At 63.2% G+C, this 15,530-nt stretch carries 17 protein-coding genes; 1 reads left to right on the forward strand and 16 read right to left on the reverse strand.

Annotated features, from left to right (window positions below):
- Positions 1-246: 246 nt before the first annotated feature.
- Positions 247-1,041 (forward strand): response regulator transcription factor, encoded by a 795-nt coding sequence (locus QE394_RS15770; RefSeq protein WP_349035024.1) that lies wholly within the window; start codon positions 247-249, stop codon positions 1,039-1,041.
- Here the strand turns inward: QE394_RS15770 and QE394_RS15775 are convergent.
- The 16 genes from QE394_RS15775 to QE394_RS15850 all read right to left on the reverse strand — a co-directional run bounded on the left by QE394_RS15775 (position 1,038) and on the right by QE394_RS15850 (position 15,504).
- The gene (locus tag QE394_RS15775) at positions 1,038-1,547 is read right to left on the reverse strand and encodes a hypothetical protein (protein WP_056075326.1); all 510 of its coding nucleotides are present in this window, start codon (positions 1,545-1,547) and stop codon (positions 1,038-1,040) included. The two genes, QE394_RS15770 and QE394_RS15775, sit on opposite strands and share 4 nt — an antisense overlap.
- 92 nt (positions 1,548-1,639) lie before the next feature.
- Positions 1,640-2,524 (reverse strand): type II secretion system F family protein, encoded by an 885-nt coding sequence (locus tag QE394_RS15780; protein ID WP_349035025.1) that lies wholly within the window; start codon positions 2,522-2,524, stop codon positions 1,640-1,642.
- Between the two features lie 8 nt (positions 2,525-2,532).
- A complete protein-coding gene (locus QE394_RS15785; protein WP_349035026.1) occupies positions 2,533-3,465 on the reverse strand; it encodes a type II secretion system F family protein in 933 nt (310 codons plus the stop codon).
- A complete protein-coding gene (locus QE394_RS15790; RefSeq protein WP_349035027.1) occupies positions 3,465-4,964 on the reverse strand; it encodes a CpaF family protein in 1,500 nt (499 codons plus the stop codon). The genes QE394_RS15785 and QE394_RS15790 overlap by 1 nt, the downstream gene beginning before the upstream one ends.
- On the reverse strand, positions 4,964-6,157 hold the full coding sequence (locus tag QE394_RS15795) for an AAA family ATPase (protein WP_349035028.1): 1,194 nt from the start codon (positions 6,155-6,157) through the stop codon (positions 4,964-4,966). The genes QE394_RS15790 and QE394_RS15795 overlap by 1 nt, the downstream gene beginning before the upstream one ends.
- On the reverse strand, positions 6,154-6,906 hold the full coding sequence (locus tag QE394_RS15800; protein ID WP_349035029.1) for an RcpC/CpaB family pilus assembly protein: 753 nt from the start codon (positions 6,904-6,906) through the stop codon (positions 6,154-6,156). The genes QE394_RS15795 and QE394_RS15800 overlap by 4 nt, the downstream gene beginning before the upstream one ends.
- Positions 6,907-6,930: 24 nt before the next feature.
- Complete coding sequence (locus QE394_RS15805) at positions 6,931-7,887, reverse strand: pilus assembly protein TadG-related protein (protein WP_349035030.1); 957 nt, start codon at positions 7,885-7,887, stop codon at positions 6,931-6,933.
- Positions 7,875-8,249 carry a TadE/TadG family type IV pilus assembly protein gene (locus QE394_RS15810; protein ID WP_349035031.1) on the reverse strand — a complete coding sequence of 125 codons (375 nt, stop codon included), beginning with the start codon at positions 8,247-8,249 and terminating at the stop codon, positions 7,875-7,877. Before QE394_RS15810 ends, QE394_RS15805 begins: the two co-directional genes overlap by 13 nt.
- A gap of 91 nt (positions 8,250-8,340) precedes the next feature.
- On the reverse strand, positions 8,341-8,559 hold the full coding sequence (locus QE394_RS15815; RefSeq protein WP_349035032.1) for a Flp family type IVb pilin: 219 nt from the start codon (positions 8,557-8,559) through the stop codon (positions 8,341-8,343).
- A gap of 284 nt (positions 8,560-8,843) precedes the next feature.
- Positions 8,844-9,716, reverse strand: coding sequence for a type II secretion system F family protein (locus QE394_RS15820; protein ID WP_349035033.1), 873 nt, complete (start codon positions 9,714-9,716; stop codon positions 8,844-8,846).
- A 10-nt stretch (positions 9,717-9,726) separates the two neighbouring features.
- Positions 9,727-10,677, reverse strand: a complete 951-nt coding sequence (locus QE394_RS15825) for a type II secretion system F family protein (protein ID WP_349035034.1) — start codon at positions 10,675-10,677, stop codon at positions 9,727-9,729.
- Positions 10,677-12,134 (reverse strand): CpaF family protein, encoded by a 1,458-nt coding sequence (locus QE394_RS15830; protein ID WP_349035035.1) that lies wholly within the window; start codon positions 12,132-12,134, stop codon positions 10,677-10,679. The genes QE394_RS15825 and QE394_RS15830 overlap by 1 nt, the downstream gene beginning before the upstream one ends.
- A complete protein-coding gene (locus QE394_RS15835) occupies positions 12,131-13,330 on the reverse strand; it encodes an AAA family ATPase (protein WP_349035036.1) in 1,200 nt (399 codons plus the stop codon). The genes QE394_RS15830 and QE394_RS15835 overlap by 4 nt, the downstream gene beginning before the upstream one ends.
- A complete protein-coding gene (locus tag QE394_RS15840) occupies positions 13,327-14,094 on the reverse strand; it encodes an RcpC/CpaB family pilus assembly protein (RefSeq protein ID WP_349035037.1) in 768 nt (255 codons plus the stop codon). The genes QE394_RS15835 and QE394_RS15840 overlap by 4 nt, the downstream gene beginning before the upstream one ends.
- Before the next feature lie 19 nt (positions 14,095-14,113).
- Positions 14,114-15,142 (reverse strand): TadE/TadG family type IV pilus assembly protein, encoded by a 1,029-nt coding sequence (locus tag QE394_RS15845; protein ID WP_349035038.1) that lies wholly within the window; start codon positions 15,140-15,142, stop codon positions 14,114-14,116.
- A complete protein-coding gene (locus QE394_RS15850) occupies positions 15,130-15,504 on the reverse strand; it encodes a TadE family protein (protein ID WP_056075281.1) in 375 nt (124 codons plus the stop codon). The genes QE394_RS15845 and QE394_RS15850 overlap by 13 nt, the downstream gene beginning before the upstream one ends.
- Positions 15,505-15,530 lie beyond the last annotated feature (26 nt).

The following is a 15,530-nucleotide window of genomic DNA, read 5'->3' on the forward strand; positions in this document are numbered from 1 at the left end:
AGGCTCCCTTCGATTACCGTCCCGGCGAGGGCACGATGCGCCGCCGAATTCCTTCTGTCCACTGTTACCCACGCCCTTTCCATCCGGTAATGCACACGTCCTGTCATAATAATTGACTTTCGAATACCAGTATTGAAGAGGATGTCATCAGCCGGACTTACTAGTAGCGTATAAATGGTTGGAGCGGGTGTGGCATTGGCGCTGGGCCGATGAGGGGGGCCATCTCCGCCTGGCTCAGGGACAGTAATGGACGACGAACTAGGTGTGGCTGTAGTAATCGAAGATGATGCGGATGTGCGGAACCTCCTGGAGGGGGTTCTCAGCCAAGCCGGCTTCGAAGTGCACACGGCAAATGACGGGCGTGCCGGGGTGGAGGTGGTCCGCAGCAGGCAGGCCAGCGTGGTCACCCTGGACATCGGCTTGCCGGATATCGACGGGTTTGAAGTTCTCCGGCGCATCCGGCATTTCAGCAACGCATATGTGGTCATGCTGACCGGCAGGACTGAGGAACCGGACCTGCTCTCCGCCCTGAATGCCGGGGCTGATGACTACATCGCCAAGCCGTTCAGGCCCAGGGAACTGCGGGCCCGGGTTTCGGCCATGATGCGCAGGCCGCGGCACGAGATCGGTTCGCACAACTCCGCCCCCACTGTGTGGGCACCCCCTTCCGCTGTCCCAGTGGTGCACCAGCAGAACTCCGCGGTCCTGCAGCACAACGGGCTGGTACTGAACACCCGCACCCGCACCGTGGAGGTTGACGGTGGACAACTGGCCCTCACCCGCAGTGAATTCGACCTGCTGCACGTGCTGCTGAAGGGCGGCGGTGCAGTGTGCACGCGGCCGGACCTGGTCCGGGCGGTCCGCGGAGAGTACTACGACGAGGACGCCTACATCAGCGAATCGGACGAACGGGCGGTCGAGGTCCACATCGGCAACCTGCGCCGGAAGCTGAAGGAGGACCAGGTGGCGCCCCGGTGGCTGCAGACAGTCCGCGGGGTTGGCTACCGGCTGGCGCCGGCCAGGCAGCCCGGGGAATCCTAGCCGGTTTCCAGGATGTAGGTGCTGCGGAGTTCCGTGACGGTCAGGCTGCCGTCCTGGGCAACCCGTTCCATCAGCACCTGGCCCTGGCCGAAGTCACCGCTGCGGATCATGGCCTCCAGCAGCTCAGCCAGCCTGGCAAGGCGCAGCCCGCCCACCATGGCCGAGCTGATCTTCAGGCTGATGGCGGCGTCCAGTGCGGAGTCGCCGTCGTGCTGTTGAACTGCGGCTGCAAGGCGGGAGTAGCGCTGGTCCCACAGGGCGGCATAATCCCTGGCGAAGCGCTGGGCCATGCCGGTACCCGCGAGTTCTTCCTCCAGTTCCTCAAGAACGGCAGCGTCAACGAGCGGCAAGAGTCCCACTGCTTCCTGGCCGGGCGATGGCTGTCCTGGAGGGGATATATCGGGGGAGGGGCGTCCGCCGGAGGTGACCCGGTCCGCGGGGATCCCGGCGGGCAGCGGACCCGGACCCGGCCCTCCTGCGCTGGAGCCGGAATCGTGACTGTGCATTGTTCAAGGCTACTTCCTGGAATTCTTGCGGTGTTCTATTTCAGCTGATCCTGTGTAAACCTTGCGTGATCCTTCAGCAGTTCCCAAGGCGCCTATTGCCCGGCGAAAGTGACCACAGTATTAATGACGGCCGGACCCAGGATGGCGATGAAAAGGACCGGGAATATGAAGAAGAGCAGCGGAAACAGGATCATGACGGGCAGTTTCATCGCTTTTTCCTCGGCACGCTGGCGCCTTTTGACCCGCATGACCTTGGCCTGCACGCGCAAAACCCTGCTGATGGCAATGCCGTAGGTGTCCGCCTGCACCACTGCCTGCACGAAACTGCGGAGCTCGGGAATGTTGGTCCGCGCTGCCAGGGCGGTGTAGGACTCGCGGCGGCTTCGTCCCACCTGCATGTCCTGCAGCGTCCGGACCAGCTCCTCGGCCAACGGTCCCTTGCCGTTATCCCCTGCCCTGGCCATGGCCCCCTCAAAACCGAGGCCCGCCTCCACCGAGATGAGCATCTGGTCCAGCGTGTTCGCCAGTTCCAGCTGCATGGTTTTCTGGCGCTCTTGCCCCTTGCTATAGAGGAGGAGGTCCGGGATGAAGTAGCCCAGGAACAGGACAAAGAGACCGGCCAGCTTCATCAGGGGAGTGCTGCCACTGGCTGTCAGGTAGAGGCCGAGGCCCACGCCGGCCAGTCCCAGTGCGAGTTTGGAACCAAGGACCTTGCCCAGCGGCATGGACGCCGGGCGGCCGGCCAGTGCGAGCAGCCGGTCCAGGACGGCCACATACGTGGGGGCAGTCAGGCGCCTGCCGATCACTTCCAGGAGGCCGGGTTTGTAATCCGCGGCAGGTGCGGTGGGCGCTGCTCCGCGGGCCAGAAGGTTGGTGACGGCGGCTCGGCCCTGCCGGTCGGCCGTGAGGACGGACCAGGCGACGAAGCCGAGGGGGACGCAGACCAGGAGTAGGGAGAGGATGACTATCAGGTTCATGGCGCTCCTCAGAACTTCAGGTCGATGATCTTGCGCATCCACAGGGCGCCGACGGTCATCAGTACGAAGGAGGCGACGATCATGGCCCACCCGAGCGGGTGCGTGAACATGGAGTTCATGTAGGTGGGGCTGACGGCGAGCAGCATGGCCACGATCCCGAACGGCATGGCGATCAGGATGTACGCGGAGAACTTGCCTTCGGCGGCCAGCGCCTTGATGTGGCCCTTGATTTCTGCGCGCTCGCGGATGGTTTCGTTGACCTGGTCCAAAACGTCCGCCAGGTTGCCGCCTACCTCCCGGTTGATCTGGATGGCCTGCGAGATCCAGACGAAGTCCTCGTTCTTCATCCGGTCTGCGGTGTCATTGAGGGCTGCTAGCAGGTCCCGGCCCAGGCTGGTTTCGGTGATGACGCGCCTCATCTCCTCCGACGTGGGCTTCTGCGATTCCGCGGCGGCGGCGTCGATGGCGCGCAGGATGCTGTGCCCGGCCCGCAGTCCACCGGAAAGGAGTTGGAGGGTGTCGCCCAGTTGCCCGTCGAAGGCCGCCCGGCGCTTGCCGGCGAGGAAACCAAGCACCAGCTTGCCCACGAACGGGGCGAGGAGAGCAAGAAGGAATCCCACCAGGGGGTTGACTGTCACCGTCCCCACCAGCATGCCGACGCCGGCGCCGATACCCACCAGCAGGAAGAACTCGGCCTGGCTCAGGCGCAGGCCGGCATTCTCAAGCTGGGGGCGGGAGAACAAGGTGATGTTCCGTCCGGCAAGGAGGCGTTCAAAGGAACGGACGGCGGAGAGCGCGAAGCGGGTCAGTGAGGACGGCGGCTCGGGTTCGAACGGACGACGGCGGTCCAGCGGCACGGTGGGGGCGCTCGGCAGGAGCACTGCGACACCGAGCAGGCAGATGGCTGCCAGCAGGATGACGGCGCCAATGGCGAGAATCATCAGTGCCCCCCTGGCTTCTCAGTACCAGTGAGCGGCCCGGCGAAAACCGCGGGTGATACGTGGATGCCGAGGTCCTCGAACCGGTCGATGAAACGTGGCCGGATTCCGGTGGCGACAGGCCTTCCCAGGAAGCGTCCCTGCGCGTCGACGCCGGCGGAGTAGTCGAAGACGAAGGCGTCCTGGAGGGTGACGATGTCCCCTTCCATGCCCTGTACTTCGGTGACGTGGGTGATGCGGCGGGACCCGTCACGCATGCGGGAGATCTGGACGATCAGGTTCACGGCGGAGGCAATCTGTTCCCGGATGGCGCGCAGCGGCAGGTCCATCCCGGCCATCAGCACCAGGGTTTCCAGGCGGGCCACGGCGTCGCGGGGGGAGTTGGAGTGCACGGTGGAGAGGGACCCGTCGTGGCCGGTGTTCATGGCCTGGAGCATATCCAGCGATTCGCCGCCGCGGACCTCGCCCACCACAATCCGGTCCGGGCGCATGCGCAGAGAGTTGCGGAGCAGTTCGCGGATGGTGACCTCGCCCTTGCCCTCGGTATTCGGCGGCCGGCTTTCGAGGCGGACCACGTGCTGCTGCTGGATCTGCAGTTCCACCGCGTCCTCGATGGTGACGATGCGCTCGTCGGCGGGCAGGAAGGAGGACAGGACATTGAGGAGGGTGGTCTTGCCGGTGCCGGTACCGCCGGAGACGATGATGTTCAGCTTCGCCTTCACGCAGGCGTTGAGCAGTTCGGCCATTTCCGGGGTGAGGGTGCCGAAGTCGATGAGGTTGCGGACCGTCAGTGGTACCTTGCTGAACTTACGGATGGTCAGCGAGGAGCCGCCCACGGCGAGCGGCGGAATGACGGCGTTCACGCGGGAGCCGTCCTCCAGGCGGGCGTCCACCAGCGGGGACGACTCGTCGATGCGGCGGCCCACCCTGGACACGATCCGTTCGATGACTTTGCGCAGGTGGTCTTCGGAGCTGAACCGGTAGTCCGTGAGCGTCAGCCGGCCGCCGCGTTCCACGTAGATTTGGTCCATGCGGTTGACCATGATTTCGGTGACCCCGGGATCGTCCAAGAGGCGCTGGAGGGGGCCATAGCCGAGGACGTCGTCCGCCACGTCACGGACCAGGCGCGTGCGTTCCTCGGGTGTCAGCGGCACCTGCTCGGCGTCGACGATGCGGGTCAGCTCTTCCTTGGCGGTGTTGCGGAGCTCCTGCTCGGTGACGGCGGCGTCGTTGAACCGCGTACCCATCCGTTCGAAAAGGGCGGTGGCCGCCCGGAGCTTCATGGCTGCGAAGACGTCCACGCCCGGTGCCTTGGGCACCTGCTGCGCGTCGGCGTCGTGCATTGAAGGCACGACGGCGGGGTGCGCGGGAAGGTGCGCATCCGCCGTCGGGCCGGCGGGGCGGGTGGGCTCGACGGCGGCGGGGCGGTCAAGCACGGCAGTGCCCGCACCCGGAGCCTGGCTGCGGTTCTGGACCGCGCTGATGCGTTCGGAGAGCTTCATCAGATGACCACCCTTCGGTGAAGCTTGCGCTGGGTCTGCGTGCGCCAGGCCGGGTTGAACCGCTCCACCAGCTGGCGGAGGCTTTTCACGGCCGGGTCTTTCCTGGATTCCTGCAGGACTGGGATGCCGCGGTTGGTGGACAGGGCGATGGCGCGGGAACGGGGGACGCTGACATCCACGGGCGCGCCGATGGTGGATTCCACGTCCTGGACGTTGAGGCCGGCCTTGGCGTCGGCCATGTTCAGCACGACGTGGCGGGATTCGGGCATGATCTCGAGCTGGCGGAGGACTTCCAGGCCGGAGCGCAGGCCGCGGAGGCTGGGGATGTCCATGGCGCTGACCCACACCACATCGGTGCACTGTTCCATGGCGGCAAGGCCGATCTCGGGCAGGCCGGGGGCGGTGTCCAGGATGACGTACTGGAACTCCTGGGCCAGCTGTTCGAGCAGCCGGCTGACGTGATCCGGCGTGATGTGGTCCGCGTCCACGGGGTTCGGCGGAGCGCACAGGGCGTAAATGCCGGCGGGATGCACGGTGAGGAAGGCTTTCAGTACCAGGGAGTCCTGGGCAGCGGCCGGGGTGACGGCATCCGTGACGGTGTGCTCCGGATTGAGGTATAGGCCGGAGGCGACGTCGCCGAATTGAAGGTCCAGGTCCACGATCACCACGCTCATGGGCGCGATCTGGCCCAGGCCGATGGCGATGTTGGTGGCCAGGGTGGTCTTTCCCACACCGCCTTTGGGGGAGAAGACGCCGATGACCAGGCCCTTGCCGTTTCCTGCCGGCTGGGGTTCAGGGCCGCGGTGGCGGGTGGCGAACGACTGGCAGGCACGCTCCAGCAGGACCCGGATTTCGGTAGGGTCTGCCTGCGGACTGATGATGTCGCGGACGCCGGCGCGCATGGCCTGCAGGAAGGCTTCAGGTTGGACGTCGCTGACCAGGACCAGGCTGAGGCCCGGAAGTTGGACATCGAAGACCTTGGCGAACCGGAGTGCTTCGTCGTAGGGGACGTCCGGGCCGATGATGAGGACCTCGGGCTGCTCCTGGTTGAGGAGGGCGAACAGTTCCGCCGGGCCTGCGGGGAGGATGTCGCTCGCGATGGTCTGCACGGTGCCGCGGAGGCCGTGCGCGACGGCGGCGCGCAGCTTTGCGTCGAAGTCGCCGCTGGGGGAGAGAAGGACGAAGCGGCTCATTTGTACACCGTGTCCTTCCGGGCGATGAAGCCGCCGTTGTCTTTGGCGTCGAGGGGTTCCTTGGTGAGCCAAAGGTCACCGTTGTTCGAGGAGTAGATGATCTTGGTGGCGTCGACGTCGCTCACGGCCACCGTGACCATGAACGATCCTTGGGGAAGGGTAGTGTCCTGGGGGTTGCTGCCGTCGGCCGGTTTCTCGGCGCTGGTCTGTGGTGCCCGCTGGACGGCTGTGACAAGGACCTTGCGGAGGGTGAGCTGCGTGCTGGACTCAAGCGGTTTCGCCTTGTCTGCGCCGGCCGCAAAACTGAAGCCGATGCCGACGTGGTCGCCGGCCTCGATCCGACCCCCCACCACCCGCTTGGGCTCCAGTTCGAAAGTAACTTCCTGCAGGCCGGCGGGCACTTCGACCGTGCCTTTTGCCGTGGCGTCTTCGGGGGCGATGAGGCGTTCGGCGAGCAGTTGCTCGCCGGGGACCAAATCCACGGCAGCGACCGTTCCGGCTTTGCTGTCCAGCGATGTCAGGGCGGTGGCAGCGATTCCGGCGGCGGGAACGTCTTGGATGACGAGTGAGGATGCCATGTCGTTCACCGGGGTCCCGGCGGGGATGGCCTTTTCGACGACCAGGACTTCTCTGACCTCCATATTGGCCATGGCCCGTGCGTCGGCGCCGTTGGCGTAGACAATGATGAGGAGGGCGCCTACGAGCGCCAGTGCGACGGCGGCCGTTCCGGCGAGCAGGCGAGACTTCACAGTGTTTCTCCGTGGCGTTTGTGGTCAGAGGGTGAGACGGGCGATGGTGGCGCCATAGTCAGGTGTGCTGCCCAGTTCAAATCCTTGGGCCAGGGATACGAACTTCACGAAGTAGCCCCTGATGGTCTTGTTGGCCACTTTGGGGCCCGTCGTCCAGCCGATACTGGCGAATTGGTATCCGGTCACGTGGAACGCGGCGAAGCCTTTGATGTAGTACTTGCCGCTCGAGCCTGTTCCGGTTGCCAGGTCGTACATCGGCAGGAGGACGGTTTGGTTGTTCATCTGGCTAAAGTCCGATGCCGTGCAGGTGGAAGGAGCGCTGGCACCGGTGTCGCTGGCGAACCAGATTCCCGCGTTGGTTGAGGCTCCTGCCGTTGCGGTGATGGCGCATTTTGAAGAGGTGGTTTGCATCCAGCCGAAACCGCCCGGGATGCCTCCGCACCCATTGACGGACTGTTCCAGCACCAGTTCGGCGCCCTGTGCCCCGCCAGGAGGAATGTTCAGCTTGCAGTAGGCAATGGCCAGCGGCAGGATGACCGGTCCTTTGGCCGGGGTTCCCCATGTGGCGGAGGCTTTGGCGCCTACCTCTTTACTGGGAATTCCGATTGCATTGGCGAAGAAGAGGGAGACGGAGTTGTCCGGGCCGCCGGTTTCCTTCGCGCTGGTGATCACCGATACGGTCCGGGCGGTTTTATCGAGTTGGATGCTGTAGACATTGCTCATGCCGTCCAGCGCGTTCTGGTTGGCGAGGCTGCCGGCGAGTGTCGCCGTCGTCGAGCATTGCGTGTCCGCCGTGTTCTTGGCGCACTTCTGCGCCACCGCGATGGCGGACGCGTCCGCCCCGCTCTGCAGCTGCGCGCGTTCGGAGTAGATGACCCCCACGTCGACGGCGATTGCAACAAAGCCGAGCAACGTCACCAGGAGAATGGCGACGATGACTGAGACGGCGCCTTTCTCGTTGTCACTGCCTAGCCGCCGCACAGCATCACCCCCTTGCCCGTCATGGGAAAGGGGCCGGCGATGCCGGTGATGGTGGAGAGGTTGTAGCTGATGATGACGGTCACTTGCTTATCGGTGCTGCAGGTGGCGGGGCTGATGGTGATGTTCGAATCCGGGATGGCGCTGCTGACGGCGGCGGCCGCGTTTCTTGTGGCTGTCTTGGCGCCCGCTGGGTCGTTGGCGATCGCCATGACCCGGACACCATCGCGGGCCGCGTTGGTGAGGGTGATTTGGGTGTTGTAGGCGCGCCCAAACTCGATGGTTCCCAGCACCAGCATCAGGAGGAGGGGCAGCAGGATGGCGAATTCGACGGCGGCTGCTCCGCGTTCCGATTCTTTCGTCATCTGCTGCACCTCCTCCTGCATGACTGATTCATTCCCTGCGTTGGGCTATGCGGTTCCGATATGGGGTCCGGAACCGGACGTTGGAGAGGTTTTAGCTGGCCGGACGAACAGCCGCTGTTGTGGGCTCCGGAGGCGTCGCGATGTCGGTGTTGACCCCGGTGAACAGGTCACCGAGCTGACCGCCCAGGGTGCTGACGGCGACGATGATAACGACTGCAATGAGGGCGACCATGATGCCGTATTCGACGGCAGTTGCGCCCTTTTCTTCACTGCGAAGACGGATCATGAGGTTGGTGTAGAGAGCAAGCATTGTGACTCCTGTGCGAGACGGATGGCTGGCCCTTCACCAGCACTGAAACGAAGTTAGCAACGGGATTTGGTGCCAGATCCGGATCTTGGAACATCCTGCGGAAAGGCTTCGTGAGCTGCGCAGATGCTGTGCGTTCGATGGTCCTGTCCTGCGCTCGCACTGGGCGTAGCCTTCCCGGCAGGCAAAAAGGACCCCCTCGGTTCTGGGTGCCGAGGGGGTCCGGTCTTTGAGGAGACGCTGACGCGATGTTGATACGGGGAGCTTGCCTGACCGTTGCTGATCGACTAGGAGAACGCCGCGACGATGTTCATGACTGCCGGTCCGAGCAGGATGATGAAGAGGGTCGGAAAGATGAAGAAGATCAGTGGAAAGAGGATCTTAACTGGGATCTTCATGGCGTGTTCCTCGGCCCGTTGGCGCCGCTTGAGCCGCATCTCCTGCGCCTGCACCTTGAGGACTTTGGCGATAGCAATGCCGTACGCGTCAGCCTGCACAATGGCCCGGATGAAAGAGCGGAGGTCCGGGACGTCGACCCGGTCGGACATGGCAAGGTAGGCCTCTTTCCGGGAACGTCCCACCTGCATGTCCTGAAGGGTCCTCGTCATTTCATCAGCAAGTGGCCCGGTTCCGTTCTGGGCCGTGCGTGCCATGGCGGCCTCGAAACCGAGTCCCGCCTGAACCGAGATCAGCATCTGGTCCAATGTGTTCGGCAATTCCTGACGAATCTTCGCCCGCCTCTTCTCCGCTGTGCTCCGGACCAGCAGGTCTGGTGCGAAGTAGCCGAAGGCGGCAGCCGCCAGGAAAATGGCGAAGCGTGAGGGCTCCGGATTAGCGAGGAAATAGAAGATGCCCAGCGTGGCACCGCCAAGCGCCAGGAGCGGCTTGACCATCAGCAGGCGCTCAAGGGGCCACTCCTTGGGGCGACCCATCGCGGCCAGCTGCTTGTCCAGCCAGGCAACATACCCAGCGGGGGTGATCTTGAGGGTGAGAGCGGCGAGCTCTGCGGACAGATTCTGCGGCGCGGCATTCCTTGCCCGCTGCCCCAGGTTTGCCTGGATGTTGCGGATGGCGACTCTGTCGGTTGCCGCGACCGACCACACCAGGTAAGTGATGGGCAGGACGATAGCGAGAATCGCACCTAAAGCCAATGGTGACATGACCGGCCTCCTAGAACTTCGGTTTGATGAGCCGGCTGAGCCAGAAGCCGCCGGCCGTGAGCATGATTGCTGCGGCCCCGAGCATCAGGAATCCAGGGACCGTGCTGGTGAAGGTCTTCGCATACTGGCCGTTGATGAAGATCAGGGCGAAGAAGAGTACGACGGGAAGCGCCATCAGGACTCCCGCGGACATTTTTCCTTCGGCGCTGAGGGCCTTGACCTGGCGCCGTATCTGGTTCCGGTCGCGGATGGTCTCTCCCACGTGATCGAGGACTTCCGCAAGGTCGCCGCCGACTTCCCGGTGGATCTCAATAGCTTGGGAGATCCATGCGAAGTCTTCGCTCCGAGTGCGGCCGGCAACGTCTGTCATTGATGCGTTGAGGTCACGGCCAATCCTGGTTTCGTTCACGATCCTGGCCAGCTCTTCAGACATCGGGGCGTCCGATTCCCGCGCCGATGCGTCGATGGCCCGGAGCAGCGAGTGCCCGGCTCGCATGCTGCCGGTGAGCATTTGAAGTGTGTCCGGGAGTTGCTCATCGAACTTGCTCCTCCGCCTGGACTCAAGGACAGAAAGGGTGGCGAGGAATCCGGCCGGCACCACCGCGAGCATCAAGATCGCAAAGAAGAAGCCGCCCAGAAGGAAACCAAAGACGCTACCGGCCAGAGTGCCGGCACCCATCATGAGCAGGAAGTTGGCCGGCTGGGTCTTGAGACCCGCCCGCTCCAGCTTCTCCCGGCTGATGATGAAATCGTCCTTTCCCTTGAGCTGCTTGTTGATGGCACCGACCGCGGAGTCGGTCAGCACCGTCAGCTTGGAAGAGGCAATCGGAACGTCCGGCCGTCGGCGGGACAGGGGAATGGTGTTGCCTGGCTTGAGGACGACAGTAAACAGCAGGATGACTGCTGCGAAAATGGCAGCAACGCCCAGAACGGCGATTGTCGCGGGTACTTCTGGCTCCATCACCGGCCCCTGACTGTGTGTGCACCGAATACGGCAGGGGAGATCCTGATGCCAAGCTCTTCGAACCGGTCGGTAAACCGAGGCCTGACGCCAGTGGGTACTGGCTTGCCGAGGAATTTGCCGTTGGCATCGATTCCCGCCGAGTAGTCGAAGACAAAAGCATCCTGGAGGGTCACAATGTCCCCCTCCATACCCTGGACCTCCGTTATGTGTGTAACCCTGCGGGTCCCGTCCCGGAGCCTTGAGATATGCACGATGAGGTTCACGGCCGAAGCAATCTGCTCGCGAATTGCGCGCAAAGGCAGGTCCATGCCGGCCATCAGGACAAGTGTTTCCAAGCGGGCCACTGCGTCTCGAGGCGAATTGGCATGCACCGTCGAGATCGAGCCGTCGTGGCCCGTGTTCATGGCTTGCAGCATGTCCAGGGATTCTCCGCCCCGGACCTCACCCACTACGATGCGGTCTGGCCGCATTCGCAGTGAGTTGCGGACCAGATCACGGATGGAGACTTCGCCCTTCCCTTCGATGTTGGCGGGTCGGCTCTCCAACCGGACCACATGATCCTGCTGAAGCTGCAGTTCCACCGCGTCCTCAATGGTCACGATGCGGTCAGTGGCGGGGATGAATGAGGACAGCACGTTCAGCATGGTCGTCTTACCGGTTCCTGTGCCCCCGGAGACAATGATGTTCATGCGGGCAAGGACGCAGGCTTGAAGCAGTTCCGCCATTTCGGGGGACAGGCTGCCGAACTCAATCAGCTTCTGGACTGTCAGCGCCTCACGGCCAAACTTGCGAATGGTGAGAGATGCACCGTTGACTGCCAACGGAGGGATGATGGCGTTGACACGTGACCCGTCCGCCAACCGGGCGTCCACCAGGGGTGATGACTCGTCAATCCGGCGGCCGATCCGGGTGACGATCCTTTCGATCACCTTCCGGAGTGCCTCTTCGCTGGCGAACTTGGTGTCAGTGAGATAGAGGTGGCCGCCGCGTTCCACGTAGATCTGATCGGCCCGGTTCACCATGATTTCTGTGACCGTCGGGTCATCGAGATAGCGTTGCATGGGGCCGTACCCCAGGACGTCGTCGATGATCTCCCGGGTCAGGCGCTGTCGCTCGCCCTGGGAAAGTGGGACCTGTTCGTCGTCTACAACTGCCTTGAGTTCATCCTTGACGAACTGGTGCAGCTCGGCTTCGTCGAGGGAAGAATCGGTGATCCGTGAACCGAGACGCTCGTAGAGTGCCTGGCTTGCCCGTTCCTTCAATCCGTTGAGTGCTTCGCTGGCGCTGCCGGCAGTGACATCAACTATGGCCGGCGTCTGGGCCTGTTCGGCTGCCTGCGCCTGTTGGATAGCTCCCAGCGTGGCGGGCGCCTGTGCGGACTCGGTTGCATCGGGAGCAGGCCAACCATCCGGCTCCTCGCCGCGCAACTTTGCGAATCGATTTGAGAGAGTCACTGTACAACCGCCCTTCTGTGGAGCTTCTTGCGGGGGCCTTCCCAATTGGGTTTGAATCGCTCTACGAGCTGCCGCAGCCCTTTTGCGGTCGCGTCGCGGCTGCCGTCCTGCAGAAGGGGAACGCCCTTGTTGGTTGAAAACGGCACGGCCCTGGAGCGTGGCAGGACAACGTCCACCGGGGCGCCAATGGTGGCTTCGACATCCTGCACCGTCAGCCCGGTCCGCCGGTCGGCCATATTCAGCAGCACATGGCGGTTGTCCGGCAGCAGGTCGAGTTCCGAAAGGATTTGGAACCCGGTGCGCAGCCCGCGGATGCTCGGCACGTCCATGCCGCAGACCCACACGGCGTCTGTTGCCTGTTCCAGCGTTGCCAGAACGTGCTCGCCCAACCCGGGCGCCGTGTCCACCACCACGTACTGAAACTCAGTGCGCAGTTGACGGAGGAGGTGGCTGATGTGCTCTCCGGAGATCCTGTCCATCTCGATGGGGTTGCGGGGAGCGCACAGGACATAGATGTTGCCGGGGTGCAGTGACAGGTACGTTTTCAGGACCATTGAGTCCTGGCTGGCCGCCCCAACCACGGCATCGGTGATCGTGAATTCGGGCTCGATCATCAGTCCGCTCGCAATGTCACCAAACTGCAGGTCCAGGTCCACCAGGACCACGCTCATGGGAGCAAGCTGGCCCAGGCCGACGGCAAGATTGGTGGCGACGGTTGTCTTGCCGACTCCTCCTTTGGGCGACATGACTGCTATGACCCTGCCGCCTTCCGCTGCCGGCCGTTCCGCGGTGTTGGGCGATAGCCCCCGCCGGCGACCCGCCGCTGCCAGGCTGGCCCGTTCCACGAGGGCCCGGATCTGTTCCATATCGGCAGTGGGGGCGAGGATGTCCCGTACACCGGAACGCATCGCGTGAAGGGCCAGCTCGCCGTCATCCTCCGCAACCAGGACGATGCTGACTTCCGGGTACTGGAGATCCATGACGGCGGCGAACTTCAGCGCGTCCTCCCGAGGCAGCCCTGGTCCGAGGATGAGTACCTCAGGGGGTTCGCCCGCTTGCTGCCGAAGGATGTCTTCGGGGGATTCAGGCAGGTAGTTGGCCTGGAAGGACTGCACGGACCCGCTCAGCGGAGCCAGCGATGACCGGACTGAGCGTTCGAAGTCGGCTGAGGACGTGATGAGAACGAAGCGGCTCATCGGAACACCTTGGTCTGGTTCACTACGCCGCTGGTGCCCTCAGTGGCTCCGTCAGGCTCCTTGGATAGGTAGATTTTTCCGAATTCCGCCGCGTACACGAGCTTTTCCGCGTCAACAGAATTCCTCGCGAGAGTGATCAGGTAAGAATCGCTGGAGGCCTGCTTGCTGCCCTCGGACTTCAGGGCACCTGTAGAGCTGGCCTGGGCGGCTTCGCCTTGAGTCTGGACGGCTTGTCCTGAGCTGAACTGCACTGCGGTGACCAGGACTTTGTGGAATGTCAGTTGGGTCCCGTTGCCTTCGCCGGCGGTGTCTCCGAGGGAGAGGAACACTCCGACGGTGTCGCCGGCTTGTACTGTCCCGCCAACCACCCGGTCGATCCCGAGCTGGACAGTGATTTCCTGGAGCCCTTCGGGGACCTCAACCCGAGCCGGGCCGATGAAGGTGCTTGACTCGACGAGGCGGCTGCTGAGGAGTTGCTCGCCGGGTACCAAGCCAACTGATGTCACCTTCGATCCGACTGAGGTGAGATCCTCGAGGGCGTCCGACGCCACTGCGGTCTTGGGGACGGCTTTTGTGGCGACGTACTGGCTGAGTTGGCTAGCCGGTGTGCCGGCCGGAACGTTCTGCCTGACGATCAGGACGTCTTCCGTTTCCGTGTTGGCAAGTGCGCGACGGTCCGCGCCCTGAACGTAATTGAATAGGAGGACTGTACCTATGACCGCTACAACCAGCGCGGCAATGCCTCCCAGTAGGCGTGCTTTCATTGCTATCCCCTTGTAGTGACTACTTGATGAGTTGAGGTGGAAGCGTGGCCCCGCCTTCGGTGTAGCCACCCCCCGTGTATTGACCGGAATCAGCTACCCATTTTTGGAAGTGCCCTTGAATGCCGTTTTCTGACCCGCCGCATTTAGCGGCAATCAGCGAGTAGTCGCCGGCACAATCGCTGCCACCGATCTTGAACCCCTCCAGGAAGAAGGCAGCGAAACCCTTGATGTAGTAAATGGCCTTATCTCCAGTGCCGCTGGTGCCGCTGAAGACGGGGATCAGGACTACTTGACCCACGTACGAGGCCATCGCACCTTTGCTGCATTCGGATGGCATGCTGGCTCCGGTGCCCGAGTTGACGAAGGGCAATGTGGGGTCGGCATTGGCAGGGCTTGGCGGGTAGACCTGAGAGGTGCACTTACCGCCGATTGTTTTGATGAATTCAAAGCCACCGGGAATCACTTTCCCCGATGAAGAAGAATCCCCAGCACAGTTGACGTCCTTGCCCTTGCTGAACATGGCGATGGTCTTACCTGAAAAATCGAACTGGCACGGCGCGAAAGTCATCGGGAGTGTGGCCGGCCCGGTTAGCGGAGCGCCGCCCCAGCTGGCTGTAGCAGTCGCACCTACGGTGGCCGGCGGAGCATCAGTGAGCGCGGATGCGAACAGCTTTGATAGGAAGCCCGCACCCGATGTGCCGTCCTTTGTTGAGGTTGCAACGGTGACCTGGTGGGCCACAGAGGTGTCGATACTCCTTACGGTCGATGCGCTGTCATTGGAGTTGGCGTTCGCCAGTTGCCCCGCTAATGATGAAGCACCGCTCAGGGCGGTGTTGCAACTGCCCTTGGCGCAGCTTGCCGCAACAGCTAACGCGGATGAATCAGCGGCGTTCTGCAGTTGTGCGCGTTCGGCGTAGATTTGGCCGGTATCAACCGCCAGCGCTCCAGCTCCTATGAGGACCAGGAGCATCAGGGCTACGGTAACGCCAGCAGCGCCGCGCTCCGCGGATTCACGCGCGATCGTAGGTTTGAGTTCTAGCCGCCGCATTGCATGGCTCCCTTTCCAGTGAGAGAAAGAGTTGACCCAAAGAAGCCGGTGAGCGTCGGTCCGTTGTACGTAACCGTCACAAGCGCATTCGCCGTAGATGCGGGACAGGCTGCCGCCGAATAGTCAAAGTTCAACAGCGATGAGTTGATAGACGGTGCTCCAGCCCTGCCGGCGGCGGTTGCCTTGGAGGTGTCTTTGGTGACGGCCACCGTCCTGGCTGCTTCGCGCGAGGCCTGGGTTACGGAGACCTGGACGTTGTAGACGTTGGCGAACTCGACCACGGCGATGATCAGGGCGATCAAGATCGGCGCAACGAGAGCAAATTCGACGGCGACTGCGCCCTGTTCGCTTTGGCGTTTCATTGGTACCTCTCAACCAGGGTTATGGT

Origin of the sequence: Pseudarthrobacter sp. SORGH_AS 212 (genome assembly GCF_030818145.1) — a bacterium.
Classification (GTDB): domain Bacteria; phylum Actinomycetota; class Actinomycetes; order Actinomycetales; family Micrococcaceae; genus Arthrobacter.